The sequence below is a fragment of the Streptomyces sp. NPDC014891 genome (assembly GCF_043081085.1).
In the GTDB taxonomy this organism is placed as follows: Bacteria; Actinomycetota; Actinomycetes; order Streptomycetales; family Streptomycetaceae; genus Streptomyces.
This window is the reverse complement of record NZ_JBIBWF010000001.1, coordinates 415532-432133: the sequence shown is the minus strand read 5'-3', so window position 1 is coordinate 432133 and position 16602 is coordinate 415532. Positions and strand designations below refer to the sequence as shown.

General features: G+C 74.7%; 13 protein-coding genes. 10 read left to right on the top strand and 3 right to left on the bottom strand.

All coding sequences use genetic code 11. The features are described from left to right. Positions 1-16: 16 nt before the first annotated feature. Complete coding sequence (paaK, locus tag ACF09E_RS01875; RefSeq protein ID WP_392203361.1) at positions 17-1306, bottom strand: phenylacetate--CoA ligase PaaK; 1290 nt, start codon at positions 1304-1306, stop codon at positions 17-19. A gap of 194 nt (positions 1307-1500) precedes the next feature. Between paaK and ACF09E_RS01870 the strand changes: the two genes are divergently transcribed. Further along, entirely contained in the window at positions 1501-2718 is a 1218-nt protein-coding gene (locus ACF09E_RS01870; RefSeq protein ID WP_392203360.1) for a cytochrome P450, read from the top strand. 87 nt (positions 2719-2805) lie between these two features. Further along, on the top strand, positions 2806-3579 hold the full coding sequence (locus ACF09E_RS01865) for a GNAT family N-acetyltransferase (protein WP_392203359.1): 774 nt from the start codon (positions 2806-2808) through the stop codon (positions 3577-3579). Positions 3580-3597: 18 nt separating this feature from the next. On the opposite strand, the gene ACF09E_RS01860 is transcribed toward ACF09E_RS01865, so the two are convergent. After that, positions 3598-4413, bottom strand: coding sequence for a pentapeptide repeat-containing protein (locus tag ACF09E_RS01860; protein ID WP_392203358.1), 816 nt, complete (start codon positions 4411-4413; stop codon positions 3598-3600). A 102-nt stretch (positions 4414-4515) separates the two neighbouring features. On the opposite strand from ACF09E_RS01860, the gene ACF09E_RS01855 reads away from it, so the two are divergent. Both ACF09E_RS01855 and ACF09E_RS01850 read left to right on the top strand, forming a co-directional pair. Then, positions 4516-6036, top strand: a complete 1521-nt coding sequence (locus ACF09E_RS01855) for an alpha/beta fold hydrolase (protein WP_392203357.1) — start codon at positions 4516-4518, stop codon at positions 6034-6036. Positions 6037-6220: 184 nt separating this feature from the next. After that, positions 6221-6634, top strand: a complete 414-nt coding sequence (locus ACF09E_RS01850) for a VOC family protein (RefSeq protein ID WP_392203356.1) — start codon at positions 6221-6223, stop codon at positions 6632-6634. A 101-nt stretch (positions 6635-6735) separates the two neighbouring features. On the opposite strand, the gene ACF09E_RS01845 is transcribed toward ACF09E_RS01850, so the two are convergent. Further along, on the bottom strand, positions 6736-8373 hold the full coding sequence (locus ACF09E_RS01845) for an acyl-CoA synthetase (RefSeq protein ID WP_392203355.1): 1638 nt from the start codon (positions 8371-8373) through the stop codon (positions 6736-6738). Between the two features lie 164 nt (positions 8374-8537). Between ACF09E_RS01845 and ACF09E_RS01840 the strand changes: the two genes are divergently transcribed. The 6 genes from ACF09E_RS01840 (at position 8538) to ACF09E_RS01815 (ending at position 16590) form a co-directional block, all read left to right on the top strand. Further along, on the top strand, positions 8538-9347 hold the full coding sequence (locus tag ACF09E_RS01840) for a crotonase/enoyl-CoA hydratase family protein (RefSeq protein WP_392203354.1): 810 nt from the start codon (positions 8538-8540) through the stop codon (positions 9345-9347). Positions 9348-9405: 58 nt separating this feature from the next. Next, positions 9406-10359, top strand: coding sequence for an OB-fold domain-containing protein (locus tag ACF09E_RS01835; protein ID WP_392203353.1), 954 nt, complete (start codon positions 9406-9408; stop codon positions 10357-10359). Beyond that, positions 10356-11423 carry a thiolase domain-containing protein gene (locus ACF09E_RS01830; RefSeq protein ID WP_392203352.1) on the top strand — a complete coding sequence of 356 codons (1068 nt, stop codon included), beginning with the start codon at positions 10356-10358 and terminating at the stop codon, positions 11421-11423. The genes ACF09E_RS01835 and ACF09E_RS01830 overlap by 4 nt, the downstream gene beginning before the upstream one ends. Further along, complete coding sequence (locus ACF09E_RS01825; protein WP_388797186.1) at positions 11416-12582, top strand: thiolase domain-containing protein; 1167 nt, start codon at positions 11416-11418, stop codon at positions 12580-12582. Before ACF09E_RS01830 ends, ACF09E_RS01825 begins: the two co-directional genes overlap by 8 nt. Positions 12583-12618: 36 nt before the next feature. Beyond that, entirely contained in the window at positions 12619-13035 is a 417-nt protein-coding gene (locus tag ACF09E_RS01820; protein ID WP_392203351.1) for an ACT domain-containing protein, read from the top strand. A gap of 780 nt (positions 13036-13815) precedes the next feature. Next, complete coding sequence (locus ACF09E_RS01815) at positions 13816-16590, top strand: ATP-binding protein (RefSeq protein ID WP_392203845.1); 2775 nt, start codon at positions 13816-13818, stop codon at positions 16588-16590. The last annotated feature ends 12 nt before the right edge of the window (positions 16591-16602 follow it).

Here is a 16602-nt window from a genome sequence, read left to right as displayed (position 1 = left end):
GGACGACGGGGCCCGGCTACGCCGTCTTCCGCAGGTCCACGATCCGCTTGATCTTCCCGACCGAGCGCTCCAGCGTCTCCGGGTCGACCACCTCGACCGCGACCGAGACCCCGATCCCGTCCTTGACCGCGGCCGCGATCGACCGGGCGGCCTCCGCGCGCTGCTCGGACGTCGCGTCCGCGCGGGCCTCGGCCCGTACGGTCAGGGCGTCGAGCCGGCCCTCGCGGGTCAGCCGCAGCTGGAAGTGCGGGGCCACCGCCGGGGTGCGGAGCACGATCTCCTCGATCTGGGTCGGGAAGAGGTTCACCCCGCGCAGGATGATCATGTCGTCGCTGCGTCCGGTGACCTTCTCCATCCGCCGGAACACCCGGGCCGTCCCCGGCAGCAGGCGGGTCAGGTCGCGCGTCCGGTAGCGGACGATCGGCATGGCCTCCTTGGTGAGCGAGGTGAAGACGAGCTCGCCCTCCTCGCCGTCCGGCAGCACCTCGCCCGTGAAGGGGTCGACGATCTCCGGATAGAAGTGGTCCTCCCAGACGTGCAGGCCGTCCTTGGTCTCCACGCACTCCTGCGCCACACCGGGGCCGATCACCTCCGACAGGCCGTAGATGTCGACCGCGTCGATCGCGAAGGCCTCCTCGATCTCCTTCCGCATCGCCTCCGTCCAGGGCTCGGCGCCGAAGACGCCGACCTTCAGGGAGGTGGACCGCGGGTCCACGCCCTGCCGCTCGAACTCGTCGAGGAGCGTCAGCATGTAGGAGGGGGTCACCATGATGATCTCGGGGCGGAAGTCCTGGATGAGCTGGACCTGCCGGGCCGTCATGCCGCCCGAGGCGGGGATCACCGTGCACCCGAGCCGCTCCGCGCCGTAGTGCGCGCCGAGTCCGCCGGTGAACAGGCCGTATCCGTACGCCACGTGCACCTTGTGCCCGGGGCGGGCTCCGGCGGCGCGCAGGGAGCGGGCGACGACGTCCGCCCACAGGTCGAGGTCGCCGTCGGTGTAGCCGACGACGGTGGGGCGGCCGGTGGTGCCGCTGGAGGCGTGGATCCGCCGGATCCGGGACTGGTCGACGGCGAACATCCCGAAGGGATAGTGGTCGCGCAGGTCGGTCTTGGCGGTGAAGGGGAAGCGCGCCAGGTCCGCGAGCGTACGGCAGTCCTCGGGGGTCACCCCTGCCGCGTCGAAGGAGCGCCGGTAGAAGTCCACGTTCGCGTACGCGTGCCGCAGGGTCGCCCGCAGCCGCTCCAGCTGGAGGGCCGCCAGCTCCTCGCGCCCGAGCCGCTCGCCGCTGTCCAGCAGTTCCGTCATCGCGCCACTCCTCCACGGTCGTAAAACGGACGACCGATCATTCGGTCGATCCGTTCCCGGCCAGTAAAACCGGAGGTACCGGGGGGTTGGCAAGAGGCGCGGGTGAGGTTCCCCGCCCTCGTCCCCGTCACACCTTGGGGTCTTTCACCTCATTCCGGGCAGCGGAGGCGGCCCCGCCGGGGAAGGGTGCCCCCGTGACCACCACCAACGACGCGGACGCCCCGCAGGCCCACTTCTGGGCCGTCCCCGACCTCACCGGACTCGACTTCGACCCGCTGCTGGCCAGGCTGCTGCACGAGGACCCGGTGACCCGGGTCCGGCTGCCGCACGGCGAGGGCCACGCCTGGCTCGTCACCCGGTACGAGGACGTCAAGCTCGTCTCCGGCGACCCCCGCTTCAGCCGGCAGGCCGTCCGGGGCCGGTCCATCACCCGGGTGGCCCCGCACTTCGTCCCCATGGAGGGCGCCGTCGGCTTCGCCGACCCCCCGGACCACACCCGGATGCGCCGGGTCGTCGCCCGCGCCTTCGGCCCCCGGCCGCTGAAGGCCCTCCGGGAGCACGCCCAGCAGGTCATGGACCGGCTCCTCGACCGGGTCGACGAGCACGGCGCCCCCGCCGACCTGGTGGCACTCGTCCACCGCCCCTTCCCCCTCGCCGTCGCCGGCGCCCTGATGGGCGTCCCGGAGGGCGACCAGACGCTGATGGCCCGCTGGTCCGACACCATCGGCTCCGCCGTCACCACCGGCCGCAAGGAGGGCGAGCGGGCCAAGGCCGACATGGGCCGCTACTTCACCGAACTCATCGGGCGCAGCCACGGCACCGGCCGCGAGACCCTCGCCGCCGTCCTCGCGGACGCCGTCGACGACAGCACCCTCACCGAGCGGGAGGCCGTCGGGCTGGCCGTCCTCGTCCAGATCGGCGGCGTCCACGCCGTCCGCGGCAACAGCGCCGGCATGGTCTACGCGCTGCTCACCCACCCCGAGCACCTGGCCCGGCTGCGCGCCGATCCCGCGCTCGTCCCGCGCGCCGTCGACGAGCTGCTCCGCTACATCCCGCACCGCAACGCCGTCGGCCTCTCCCGGATCGCCCTGGAGGACGTCGAGGTCGGCGGGGTCACCATCCCGGCCGGCGACCCGGTCTACGTCTCCTACCTGACGGCCAACCGCGACCCCGCCGTCTTCGCCGACCCCGAACGCCTCGACTTCGACCGCCCCTACAACCCGCACGTCGCCTTCGGACACGGCCCCCACCAGTGCCCCGGCGCCGCCCTCGCCCGCATCGAGGCCGAGGTCCTGGTCGACTCCCTGTGGACCCGCTTCCCCGACCTGCGGCTCGCCCTGCCCCCGGACCGGCTCCGCTGGCAGCGCGGGGCCCTGATCCGCGGCCCCGAGGCCCTCCCGGTCACCTGGTGACCGGAGACGGACGACGGACGGCGCGAGACGCCGGGCCCGGCCGAAACCCTTTGCCCGGGCCCGAACCGGAGTGCTGGAGTGACCGGCATGGAACCCCAGCACCTTCGTGACCTGTACGACCGCCAGCTCCGCCGCGAGGCCCGTCCCGACGGCCCCGGCTGCCGGATCGAGCGCGTCGGCGGCGTCGTCCGCCAGACGGGACCCGCGCACGCCTGGAACGGCGTCCTCTGGTCCGGCCTGACCGCCGCCGACGCCGACCGCGCCGTCGCCGCTCAGATCGACCACTACCGCGCCGCCGGCCTGTCCTTCGAGTGGAAGCTGTACGCCCACGACACCCCTGGCGACCTCGGGGCCCGGCTGGCCGCCGCCGGGTTCACGGCCGACCCCCCGGAGACCCTGATGGCGGCCGAGGCCGCCGACCTGCCCGGCTCCGTACCGCTGCCCGACGGCGTCGAACTCCGCGCCGTCACCGACGCGTCCGGGGTACGGCAGGTGGCCGAGGTCCACCAGCGCGCCTTCGGCACCGACAGCAGCCGGCTCGAACGACAGCTCCTGGACCGGCTCGCTGCCGACCCCGACACCGTCACCGCCGTCGTCGCCCTCGCCGACGGCGAACCCGTCAGCGCCGCCCGCCTCGAACTCTGCCCCGGCACCGACTTCGCGGGCCTCTGGGGCGGCGGCACCGTCGAGGGCTGGCGCGGCCGCGGCCTCTACCGCGCCCTCGTCGCCCACCGAGCCCGCATCGCCGCCGAACGCGGCCACCGCTACGTCCAGGTCGACGCGGCCGACACGAGCCGCCCCATCCTGGAGCGCCTCGGGTTCGGCACGCTGTCCACCACGACCCCCTTTCTGTACGGCTGACCGACCGGTCGCCCCGGCTCAGGAAGCCCAGTGCGCGGGACGCTCGAACCCCTCCGGAAGGCGGGTGGCGGCGTCCCCGCGCGCCGCGTTCAACTGGGGCTGCGTCAGGAAGAGCGCGCCGGTCAGATCCGCACCCGACAGATCGGCGTCCCGCAGGTCCGCGCCGATCAGATCCGTGAGCGACAGATCGGCACCCGTCAGATCGGCGGCGATCAGCAGCGCCCCGCGCAGATCCGTGCCGCGCAGCTTCGCCCCGCGCAGCCGCCTGCCGATCAGATCGGCACCGCGCCGGCTCCCGGGCCTCCCGCCGGCGGTGCCGCGGACCAGCTCGCTCGTCTTCAGCAGCAGCCGGTTCACCTCGGCCCGCACCTCCGGCACCGCCAGGGCCACCAGCTCGTCCGCCGAGCCTCCGACGAGGGCCTCGACCCGGGCCAGCGCCCCGCGCAGCTCGCCGTGGACGGGACGGGCCGCCGGCCGGTCCAACGCCTCCGTGAGGTAGCGCAGCAGTTCGTGGAGCTGGCGCATCACCTGGAACACGTCGTACATCAGGCCCGCGGTCTCCGGCGCCTCGCGCCAGGAGACACCGCCGAAGGTCACCTGGGAGACCCGCTGCCCGGCGCCGAAGCAGTCGTACACCGTACAGCCCTGGAAACCGCTCGGCCGCAGCCTGGTGTGGATGCCGCAGCGGAAGTCCTCGCGGAGGTTCCGGCAGGGCTCGCCCGGCGCCTTGTCCACGGCGAAGTCCGCCGATCTGGCGAAGGGCAGAGCCACGCAGCACAGGCCGAAGCACGAGGCGCAGTCGCCCCGCAGCGCGGATTCCCGGGTCTCGGGCACGTCGAATGCTTCCTTCGCTGGTCGGGGACGGTGCGCCCACCGTATCGCGGCCGCCGCCAACCCGGTTGCGAAGATCGTCGGCGGGCGGTGAGGATCGGCCGCATGCCGATGTTCACCTCGTACGACGGAACCGAACTCGCCTACCGGACCGAGGGACGGGGCGAACCCCTGGTGTGCCTCGCGGGCGGACCGATGCGCGACGCCGCCTACCTCGGGGACCTGGGCGGGCTCACCGCGCACCGCACCCTGGTCCTGCTCGACGCCCGGGGGACGGGGGCGAGCGCCGCACCGGCCGATCCCGGCACGTACCGCTGCGACCGGCAGGTCGGGGACGTCGAGGCGCTCCGCCGCCATCTCGGTCTCGAGCGTCTCGACCTGCTCGGCCACTCGGCCGGGGGGAACCTGGCCACCCTGTACGCCGCCGCCCACCCCGAGCGGATCCGCTCGCTCGTCGTCGTCACCTCCGCCGGTCGCGCACTCGGCGTCCACACCACCGACGAGGAGTGGGACGAGGCCGCCGAGGTCTTCGCCGACCGACCCTGGTACCCGCGGGCCAGGGCCGCGCTCGACGCGATCGGCCCGGACACCCCGCCGGCCCGCGTCCGCGAGATCGTCGCCCCCTTCGGCTACGGCCGCTGGGACGCGGCCGCCCAGGAGCACGCCGCCGCCGAGGCCGGGCAGGCGAACGACCTGGCCGCCCCGGTCTACCACGGGGAGGGCGCGTACACCCCGGAGGCGACCCGCCGCGCACTCGCCGCGCTCACCGCGCCGGTCCTCGTCCTCGCGGGGGAACACGACCCGGGCCCCACCCCGGCCAAGGCCGCCGAGGCCGCGGCCTTCTTCCCGAACGCCGAACTCGTCGTCCTGCCCGGCGCCGGGCACTTCCCCTGGGTCGACGACGCCGACGCGTTCGTCCGTCCCGTCGCCGCGTTCCTCGATCCGGAGGTCCGCACCGTCACGGTCCACGGGGTCCGCCTCGCCTACCGGGTGCGGGGCTCCCGGGGCGCCCCGCCCGTGGTCCTGGTCCACGGGCGCGGCGAGGACAGCACCACCTGGGCGCGGATCGCGGCGGAGCTCTCCGCCGACCACCGGGTGTACGCCGTCGACCTGCGCGGCCACGGCCTCAGCGACCGGCCCGGCCGCTACGGATTCGACACCTTCCGCGACGAACTCGGCGGCTTCCTCAAGGCTCTCGGTCTCGCCGGGGCCACGGTCGTCGCCCACTCGATGGGCGGCGGGTCCGCCTGCCTCCTCGCGGCCGCGGAGCCGGACCTCGTCGGACGGCTGGTCCTGGAGGACGTCCCCGTCTTCTTCCCGCTCGACCCGCCGCGCCCGCCGGCCGTACGCCCCGAGGGGCCGCTCGGCTTCGACTGGGAGATCGTCCCGTCCACCGATGCCCAGCTCAACGCGCCCGACCCGGCCTGGCGGGAGGAGCTCAGCGCGATCAAGGCCCCGACGCTCGTCGTCGCGGGCGGCCCGACCAGCCACGTCCGCCAGGACCGGCTCTCCTGGCTGGCCGACCGCATCCCCGACGCCCGGCTCGTCACCGTCGACGCGGGCCACCTGGTCCACACGGACGCGCCGGACGCCTTCCTCGCCGCGCTGCGGAGCTTCGGCCTCTAGAGCCGCACCGGACCGCACCCGTCCGCATCGCCGCGCGGCCCGGCGCGGCGGTCGGTGGCCCGATCGGGCCAGGCGCGCGGCGTGCCGCGGCCGATCGGGCGGGGACCGGGGGAGGATCGGAGGGACGGCGCCCCTCGGACGTGTGTCCGGCACCGTCCACGGCGCGACACGACAGGAGTCAGGTGTGACCACTCGTCTCAACCCCTACCTCAGCTTCCCCGGTGAAGCGAAGCAGGCCATGGAGTTCTACCAGGAGGTCCTCGGAGGGACCCTCACCCTCAACACCTACGGCGGCGCCGGGGGCGAGGCGCCGCCCGGGTACGCCGACAAGATCATGCACGGCATGCTGGAGACGCCCAGCGGCTTCACGCTGATGGGCGCGGACAGCCCGCCCGGCATGGAGCAGACGCCGGGGAACGGCTTCGCGGTGAGCCTGAGCGGCGACGACGCCGGGGAACTGCGCGGCTACTGGGACGGGCTGGCCGCCGGCAGCACGGTGTCCGTCCCCCTGGAGAAGCAGATGTGGGGCGACGTGTTCGGCATGTGCACGGACCGCTTCGGGGTCACGTGGATGGTGAACATCAGCGAGCAGGGCTGATCCGGGCGGGCCGGGCCGGGGGCCGGGCCGGGGCCGGCGGCCGGTCGGATCCGGAGGCGGACCCCGCCCGCCCGGGAGCCTTCCGCCCGGGCCGGCCTTCCTCAGGCGGGTGACGCCCCCTCCTGGTCCGCCTCCACCGCCACGGAGCGGGCCCAGCGGTAGTCCGCCTTCCCGCTGGGAGAGCGCTGGATGTGGTCGGTGAGCACCAGCTGGCGCGGGACCTTGTACCCCGCCAGGCGGGGGCGGCAGTGGGTCTGGAGCTCCTCCAGGCCGAGCGCGGGCGCGTCCGCGCGGAGTTGGACGACCGCGGCGACGTGGTTGCCCCAGCGGGCGTCCGGCACTCCGGCCACCAGGGCGTCGTACACGTCGGGGTGGGACTTGAGGGCCTGCTCCACCTCCTCCGGGTAGACCTTCTCGCCGCCGGTGTTGATGCACTGGGACCCGCGGCCGAGGACGGTGACCACCCCGGTCTCGTCCACGGTCGCCATGTCGCCGAGGAGCACCCACCGGACCCCGTCCGCCTCGAAGAACGTCTCGGCCGTCTTCCCGGGATCGTTGTAGTAGCCGAGCGGAACGTGGCCCCGCTGGGCCAGCCGGCCGATCTCGCCGGGAGCGACGGGGGTCCGGGTCGCCGGGTCCACGACCCGGGTGCGTTCGTTGACGTGCAGCCGGAAGCCCCTGGCCGGACCCGAGTCGTCGGTGGCGCGGCCGTTGGAACCGGACTCGGTGGAGCCGAAGTTGTTGAGCAGCAGCACGTCGGGCATCAGCTCCTGGAGCTGGGCCCGCACGGTCTCGGACATGATCGCCCCGGACGAGGACAGGCTGAACAGGGCGGAGAGGTCCGTTCCCTTGAGCGGCCCGCGCAGCGCGTCCACGAGCGGTCGCAGCATGGCGTCCCCGACCAGGGAGATGCTGGAGACCTTCTCCTTCTCCAGGGTGCGCAGGACCTCTTCCGGCACGTACTTGCGGTGCAGAACGACCCGTTGGCCGTAGTTGAAGGCGATGAACGCGGTCAGCGTGGAGGTGCCGTGCATCAGCGGCGGCGCGGGGAAGAAGGTGATGCCGGCGCCGCCGGCCGCGACCCGCTCGGCCAGCTCCTCGGGGCGCTTCACGGCCTCGCCCGCGGGGTCCCCGCCGAACAGCCCGGCGAAGAACAGGTCCTCCTGGCGCCACAGGACGCCCTTGGGCATCCCGGTCGTCCCGCCGGTGTAGATGATGAACAGGTCGTCGGCCGAGCGGGGACCGAAACCGCGCGCGGGCGAGCCGGCGGCCTCCGCCTCCGTGTACGGGACGCAGTCGAGCGCGGGCGCTCCCCCGGGCGGGGTCCCCACCCGCACGAGGTGCCGCAGCTTCTCCGTCTGCGGCAGCGCCGCCGCGACCCGGTCGGTGAACTCGGCGTCGAAGACGAGCGCGGCCAGGTCGGCGTCCCGGTAGAGGTAGACGAGCTCCTCCTCCACGTACCGGTAGTTCACGTTGACCGGCACGATCCGCGCCTTGAGGCAGGCGAGGACGGTCTGCAGGTACTCGACGCCGTTGTACAGGTGGAGGCCGAGGTGCTCGCCCGGCCGGATGCCCGCGTCGGTGAGGTGGTGCGCGATCCGGTTGGCCGCCTCGTCGAGCTCGGCGTAGGTGAGCCGGCGCTCCTCGCCGGTCCCCGGATGGTCGACGTACACCAGCGCCTCGCGGTCGGGGACCGCGTCGACGACCGATTCGAACAGGTCGGCAAGGTTGTACTCCACCGTTCCTCCTGACCCCGGTTCGCACTGACTCGGCGGTCATTAGAGCGCCGACCGGCGAAGGGCGGAAGGGGGTGCGCAGAAGAATCTGACTGAGTGTCAGAAAACTATTGAACTGGGTCCCGTGCTCCTGCAACCTGTTCCAGAACTGGAGACGGGAGACCCCCATGAGTGGCACCGGCGGCACCGAACACCTCGACGTACGGCGCGAAGGCGCCACGCTCGTCCTCACCCTGAACCGGCCCGAGGCCAAGAACGCCCTCTCGCTGCCGATGCTCGTCGGCCTCCACGACGGCTGGCTGGAGGCCGATGCCGACGACGGCATCCGCTCCGTCGTCCTCACCGGAGCGGGCGGCTCCTTCTGCGCGGGCATGGACCTCAAGGCCCTGGCCGGCAAGGGAATGGAGGGCGAGCGGTACCGGGACCGGCTCACGGCCGACCCCGACCTCCACTGGAAGGCGATGCTGCGCCACCACCGCCCCCGCAAACCCGTGATCGCCGCCGTCGAGGGCTACTGCGTCGCCGGCGGCACCGAGATCCTCCAGGGCACCGACATCAGGGTCGCCGCCGCCTCCGCGACCTTCGGCCTCTTCGAGGTCAGGCGCGGCCTCTTCCCGATCGGCGGCTCCACGGTCCGCCTGCCCCGGCAGATCGCCCGGACCCACGCCCTCGAAATGCTCCTCACGGGCCGCCCCTACACCGCGGCCGAGGCCGCCGCGATCGGCCTCGTCGGCCGCGTCGTCCCCGACGGCACCGCGCTCGACGCGGCCCTCGACATCGCCGAGCGGATCAACGCCTGCGGACCGCTCGCCGTCGAGGCGGTCAAGGCGTCCGTGTACGAGACCGCCGAGCTGACCGAGGCCGAAGGGCTGGCCGCCGAACTGAAGCGCGGCTGGCCGGTCTTCGACACGGCCGACGCGAAGGAGGGGGCGCGGGCCTTCGCCGAGAAGCGGCCGCCGCGGTTCCGGCGCGAGTGAACGGACCCCGCACCGCGGCCCCGGGCCGCCCCACCACGACCGCCACCAAGGAGTGCCCATGACACCCCCGCCGGAGACCCTCCGCGCCCCCCTCGTCGTCGAGTTCCCCTTCACCCGCTCCCTGGGACCCGTCCAGTCCGCCTTCCTCACCGGCCTCCGGGAGCGGACCGTCCTCGGCGTCCGCACCGCGACCGGCGAGGTCCTCGTCCCGCCCGTCGAGTACGACCCCGCCACCGCCGCCGAACTCCGCGACCTCGTCGAGGTCGGCACCACCGGCACCGTCACCACCTGGGCCTGGAACCCCGCCCCCCGGCCCGGACAGCCCCTCGCGACCCCCTTCGCCTGGGCCCTCGTCCGCCTCGACGGCGCCGACACCGCCCTCCTGCACGCCCTCGACGCCCCCGGCCCCGAAGCGGTCCGCACCGGCATGCGGGTCCGCGTCCGCTGGGCCGCCGAACGGACCGGCGCCATCACGGACATCGCGTGCTTCGAGGCGTACGAAGGCGACCCGGCCGCCGGACCCGCCCCCCACGACGGCCGGTTCGCCGACCCCGTCACCGGCATCGTCGCCGCCGCCCGCCTCGACTACACCTACAGCCCGGGCCGCGCCCAGACCCGCTACCTGCGCGCCCTCGCCGAACGCCGGACCGTCGGCGAGCGCTGCCCCTCCTGCGCCAAGGTGTACGTCCCGCCCCGCGGCGCCTGCCCCACCTGCGGAGTCGCCACCACCGACCAGGTCGAGGTCGGACCCCGCGGCACCGTCACCACGTACTGCATCGTCAACATCAAGGCCGCGAACCTCGACATCGAGGTCCCGTACGTCTACGCCCACATCGCCCTCGACGGCGCCGGGCTCGCCCTCCACGGCCGCATCGGCGGCATCCCCTACGACCAGGTCCGCATGGGCCTGCGCGTCGAGCCCGTGTGGAGCGAGGACGGCCGCTACCCCGACCACTACCGGCCCACCGGCGAACCCGACGCCGACTACGACACCTACAAGGAGCTGCTGTGACGCCGCACCGGCCGGACCGAGAGGTGGCGATCGTCGCCTTCGCCCAGAGCGACCACCGCCGCCGCACCGACGACCTCTCCGAGGTCGAGATGGTCATGCCCGTCCTCCACGAGGTCCTGCGGCAGACCGGCCTCAAGACCTCCGACATCGGGTTCACCTGCTCGGGCTCCTCCGACTACCTGGCCGGCCGCGCCTTCTCCTTCACCATGGCCCTCGACGGCGTCGGCGCCTGGCCGCCGATCTCCGAGTCGCACGTCGAGACGGACGGCGCCTGGGCGCTCTACGAGGCCTGGGTGAAGCTCCTCACCGGCCAGGCCGACACCGCCCTCGTCTACTCCTACGGCAAGGCCTCGCCCGGCTCCGTCCGGGACGTCCTCACCCGCCAGCTCGACCCCTACTACCTGGCCCCGCTCTGGCCCGACTCCGTCTCCCTCGCGGCCCTCCAGGCCCAGGCACTCCTCGACGCCGGCGCCACCGACGAACCCGCCCTCGCCGCGATCGCCGCCCGCAGCCGCGAGGACGCCACCGCGAACCCGCACGCCCAACTGCCCGGCGCCCGCCCCCAGGGCGAGTACCTTGTCCGGCCGCTGCGCACCGGGGACTGCCCGCCCATCGGCGACGGAGCCGCCGCCGTGATCCTCGCCGCCGGCGACCTGGCCCGCGAACTCTGCGCCCGCCCCGCCTGGATCCGCGGCATGGACCACCGCATCGAGGCCCACTCCCTCGGCGTCCGCGACCTCACCGACTCGCCCTCCACCCGTCTCGCCGCCGAACGCGCCGGAGCCTTCGAGGCACCCGTCGACACCGCCGAACTCCACGCGCCCTTCACCTCCCAGGAGATCGTCCTCCGCCGGGCCCTCGGCCTCGGCGACGGGGTGCGGATCAACCCCTCCGGCGGAGCCCTCGCCGCCAACCCCGTCATGGCCGCCGGCCTCATCCGCCTCGGCGAGGCCGCCGCCCGCATCCACCGGGGCGACTCCGACCGCGCCCTCGCCCACGCCACCTCCGGGCCCTGCCTCCAGCAGAACCTGGTCGCCGTCCTGGAAGGGGACACAGATGCCTGAAGAGCCCGTGGCCGTCGTCGGCATCGGCCAGACCAAGCACGTCGCCGCCCGCCGGGACGTGTCCATCGCCGGACTCGTCCGCGAAGCCGCCGTCCGCGCCCTGGAGGACGCCGAACTGACCTGGGCGGACATCGACGCCGTCGTCATCGGCAAGGCGCCCGACTTCTTCGAGGGCGTCATGATGCCCGAGCTGTACCTCGCCGACGCGCTCGGCGCGGTCGGCAAACCCATGCTCCGGGTCCACACGGCGGGCTCCGTCGGCGGCTCCACCGCGCTCGTCGCCGCCAACCTGGTCGCCGCCCGGGTCCACCGGACCGTCCTCACCCTGGCGTTCGAGAAGCAGTCCGAGTCCAACGCCATGTGGGGCCTCTCCCTGCCCGTGCCCTTCCAGCAGCCCCTGCTCGCCGGCGCCGGAGGCTTCTTCGCCCCGCACGTGCGCGCGTACATGCGGCGCACCGGCGCCCCCGACGCCATCGGCTCCCTCGTCGCCTACAAGGACCGGCGCAACGCGCTCAAGAACCCCTACGCCCACCTCCACGAGCACGACCTCACCCTGGAGAAGGTGCGCGCCTCCCCGATGCTCTGGGACCCGATCCGCTACTCCGAGACCTGCCCCTCCTCCGACGGCGCCTGCGCGATGGTCCTCACCGACCGGACGGGCGCGGCCCGTTCGCCCCGCCCGCCCGCCTGGCTGCACGGCGGCGCGATGCGCAGCGAACCGACCCTCTTCGCCGGAAAGGACTTCGTCTCGCCGCGGGCGGGGCGCGACTGCGCGGCCGACGTCTACCGGCAGGCCGGCATCACCGACCCCCGGCGGGAGATCGACGCGGTCGAGATGTACGTGCCGTTCTCCTGGTACGAGCCCATGTGGCTGGAGAACCTCGGCTTCGCGGAGGAGGGCGAGGGCTGGAAGCTCACCGAGGCGGGCGTCACCGAGATCGACGGCGACCTCCCCGTGAACCCCTCCGGCGGAGTGCTCTCCACCAACCCCATCGGAGCGTCCGGCATGATCCGCTTCGCCGAGGCCGCGCTCCAGGTGCGCGGCGAGGCGGGCGAGCACCAGGTCGACGGCGCCCGCCGGGCCCTCGGGCACGCCTACGGCGGCGGAGCCCAGTTCTTCGCGATGTGGCTCGTGGGGGACACCCCGCCCACCGGCTGAACCGCGCCGGACCTCCGGGCGCCTACCCTGGCGGCCATGAACGCGGAACGTGACCTGACCCGGCTCCTCGCCGGGATGCGGCCGGAGCTCGACCCCGCCCGTTACGTCTTCACCACGGTGGACGGCCCCGCCCCGGCCGGGGTCGCCCCCGTGGTGACCGTCGCCGAGGACGAGGGCCTCACCCTCGTGGTGCGCCAGGAGGAGGCGGACGCCGCAGCCCTCCCCTACGACTACGTGGCGGGGCGGATCACCCTGCGCGTGCACTCGGCGCTCGACGCCGTCGGCCTGACCGCCGCCGTCGCCGCGGCGCTCGCGGCCGAGGGGCTCAGCTGCAACGTCGTGGCGGGCTTCCACCACGACCACCTCTTCGTGGAACACGCCCGCGCCCAGCAGGCCTTGGCCGTACTCCACCGGCTCTCGGCGGACGGAGGACCCTCCCAGGGGGTGTCCTAGGCGTGCAGGGGGCGCACGGTGCGCCCGCCAGGACCGCACCGACGCCCCTCCGGCCCCGACGGCCCCGAGGGGCAATCGCGTTTCGGCCACCGGCACGTCCCACGGGCCCGGCGGGGCGCGCGGAACGGCGCGCCGGGTATCGGACGTTCCGTCCCGCCCCCGCCGACGGGGAGCGGCAGGTCACCCCGTCCGACGCCACCGTCCTGACCACGGCGGACGCGACCGCGACCGCCGCCGGACGGGTGATCTCCACGGTCCCGCGCCGCGCCGAACGCGCCGACGACGACACGGCGTGCCTTTGCTTGGCCGTTTGACCGTCCCAGCTCACTCCATCGGGCGTACGCTGGGACTTTCGCGGGGCTTCCCGCTTGGCGCCCCTGACCGTGCGCCGGGCGCGCGCCCCCTGTGTGGGGGTGGAACGTGGCACGTCAGGACGGCAGGTCGGCCCGACAGGGGAGCGGCCTGATCGAGCGTGAGGCGGCGCTCACCGCGGCCGAGGAGGCGCTCGACCTCCTGACGGGTCTCGGGGACGAGCCGCCGTGGCCGGTCGCCGTACCCTCGCCGCGCGAGACGCGCGGCCCGCACCTGGTCGCGGTCCCCGACCGCACCGCAGCCGATGACCCCGATCCGGCGACCGGCCCCCGGAGCGCCCACTCCGAGTCCGCCCAGGCCCCCACCGGCCGGGGCGGACTCCGGCCCGTGCCCGACGGCGGCCTCGCACCCGGCCCCGGACCGTCCGCCCCGACCACCGACCGACCCCCGGTCGTCCGCCGCGGCGGCATCCTCGCCTACGCCGCCCCCGCCGGCCTCGGCAAGACCACCCTGCTCACCGAGATCCGCCGCCGGGCCGGCGCCCGCGGCTGCACCGTGCTGTCCGCGCGCGGCGGCGACCAGGAGCAGCGGGTCGCGTTCCACGTCGCCCGGCAGCTCCTCCAGCCCCAGCTGGCCCACGCCTCCGACGCCGAACTGCGCGAACGCCTCGGCTCCTGGTACGACATCGTCGGTCCCGCCCTCGGGCTCCGCGCCTCCGCCGAAGGCTCGCCGCCCGACCCGCAGGGCCTGCGCGACGGACTCGACTGGGTCCTCACCCACCTGGCCGTACGCCGGGCGCCCCTCGTGGTCGTCCTGGACGACGTCCACTGGGCCGACCCCGAGTCCCTCGGCTGGCTCGCCGCGTTCGCCCCGCGCGCCGAGGAGCTGCCCATGCTCCTGGTCGTCGCCTACCGGCCCGACGAACTCCCCGAGGAGGGAGTGGAGTTCACCGGACGCCGATCCGGGCAGCGCCCCCTCGGACTCGCACCCCTGACCTCGTCCGCCGTGGCCAAGCTGGTCCGCGACCGGGTCGGGGAGCACGCCGACGACAGCTTCTGCCGCGACTTCTGGTCCGTCACCGCGGGCAACCCCTTCGAGGCGGTCGAACTCGCCGCCAAGGTCTGCGACCGCGGCCTCGAACCCACCGCCGACGGCGCCCACGAACTCCGCGACCTCTCCGCCGCCCTCAAGGGCACCGGACTCGTCACCCGGCTCGAACGGCTCGGCCCCGCCACCGTCCGCCTCGCCTGGGCCTGCGCCGTCCTCGGCACCGAGATCTCGCCCCAGCTCGCGGGCGCCGTCGCCGCCCTCGGCGGCGAGGCGGTCGCCGACTGCGCCGCCCGCCTCCGCGAGGCACGCGTCCTCGCCGAGGCCGAAGGCGCCGACGACCCGCTCCAGTTCGTCCACCCCCTCATCGCGACCACCGTCTACCGGTCCATCCCCGACGCCACCCGCGTCGCCCTGCACGGCCAGGCCGCCTGGGCCGTCGTCGACGCCGGCCTCGGCCCCACCGCGGCCGCCCGCCACCTCCTGGAGACCCATCCGGAGGGCGACCCCTGGGTCGTCAACCAGCTGCGCGCCGCCGCCGGCGAGAACCTCCGGGCCGGCGCCCCCGACGCGGCCCGCCGCTTCCTCGCCCGCGCCCTGCGCGAGCCGCCCGCCTACGACGACCGGGCCGCCGTCCTCTACGAACTCGGCTGCTCCTCGCTGCTCACCGAGCCCGTCACCACCGTCAACCACCTGCGGGCCGCGCTGGAGGAACCGGTCGCCGACCCGGCCCTGCGCCACGGCATCGTCTACCGCCTCGCCCAGGTCCTCGCCCACAGCGACCGGCTCGTCGAGGCCTCCGAACTCCTCGGCGAGGAGGCCAGGAAGGCGACCGACGCCCGCAGCCGGCTGCGGATGCAGGCCGAGAAGTTCATGTGGGACGCGCTGCGCGCCGACGAACCGGAGTCGCCCGCCCGGTCCCGGCGCCTCGCCGCCCTGGCGGAACGCCTCACCGGCCGGGACGTCACCGAGCGGTACATCATCGGACTCCGCGCCTGGGACGCCACCCTGCGCGCCGAACCCGCCTCCGTCGCCCTCAGGGAGGCGGAGCGCGCCCTCGAAGGCGGCCTCACCTGGGCCGACGAGAGCCGAGGCTTCGAGGTGCCGGTCCTCGTAGCCCTCCTCCACCTCTACGCCGACCGGCCCGGCCGCGCGGAGGAGCTGTTCGCCGCCGGAACCGCCGAATTCGAGAAGCAGGGCTGGCGCGGCGCCCACCTGGCCTTCGCCTACACCCTCATCGGCTACATCCGCTTCCGCCGAGGCCGGCTGATGGAGGCCGAGGACTTCGCCCGCGCCGGACTCCGCCTCGCCGAGCGCGTCGGCGCCCGCACCCCGGCGCTCTGGTACGCGACCGGCGTCATGATCGAGGTGCTCATCGCCCGCGGCCGCACCGACGAGGCCGTGGAGGTCGCCCGCGAGCACGACTTCGGCGAGCCGTTCCCCGCCGCGGTCACGATCCCCGACTGCGAGACCGTCCACGCCGAACTGCTGCTCGCCACGGGCCGCACCAAGGAGGCGGCCGAGGCGCTGGCCGCCGTCGGCCGACGCCTGGACCCGCGCGGCAAGCGCAACCCCTCCTGCTGCCCCTGGCAGCTGCACCTCGCGCTCGCCGAGGCCGCGACCTCCCCGGCGAAGGGCCTCGCCACGGCCCACGAGGCCGTCGCCCGCGCCCGCCAGTACGGCGCGCCCTCCGCGATCGGCCAGGCGCTCCGCGTCACCGCCGAGGTGTCCGAGCCCGCCGACCGCGTGAAGCTCCTGGAGGAGTCCGTCGACTGGCTCGACCAGTCGCCCGCCGCCTACGAGCTGGCCCGCTCCCTGGTCGCCCTCGGCGCGGCCCTGCGGCGCACCGAGCGCGCGGCGGAGGCCGCCGAGCACCTCTACCGGGGGCTGGAGGCCGCCCAGGACTGCGGGGCCGACGCGCTCGTCGAGACGGCCCGCGCCGAGCTCGCGGCCGCCGGACTGCGACCGCGGGCCCTGCACCCCGCCGGCACCGACACGCTCACCGCCCGTGAGCGCGCCGCCGCCGACCTCACCGTCCGCGACCAGGACGCGTCCGCCGTCCTGGGTGTCGACGGCCCTGCCGTGGCCCGGCTCCTCTCGGCCGTCTACCGCAAGCTCGGCACCGACCGCACCGGCCTCGCGGAGGCCCTCAGGAACACCGGACGGGAGCCCCGGGACCCGGCGGGACAGGGCTGACCGGCCGGAGCC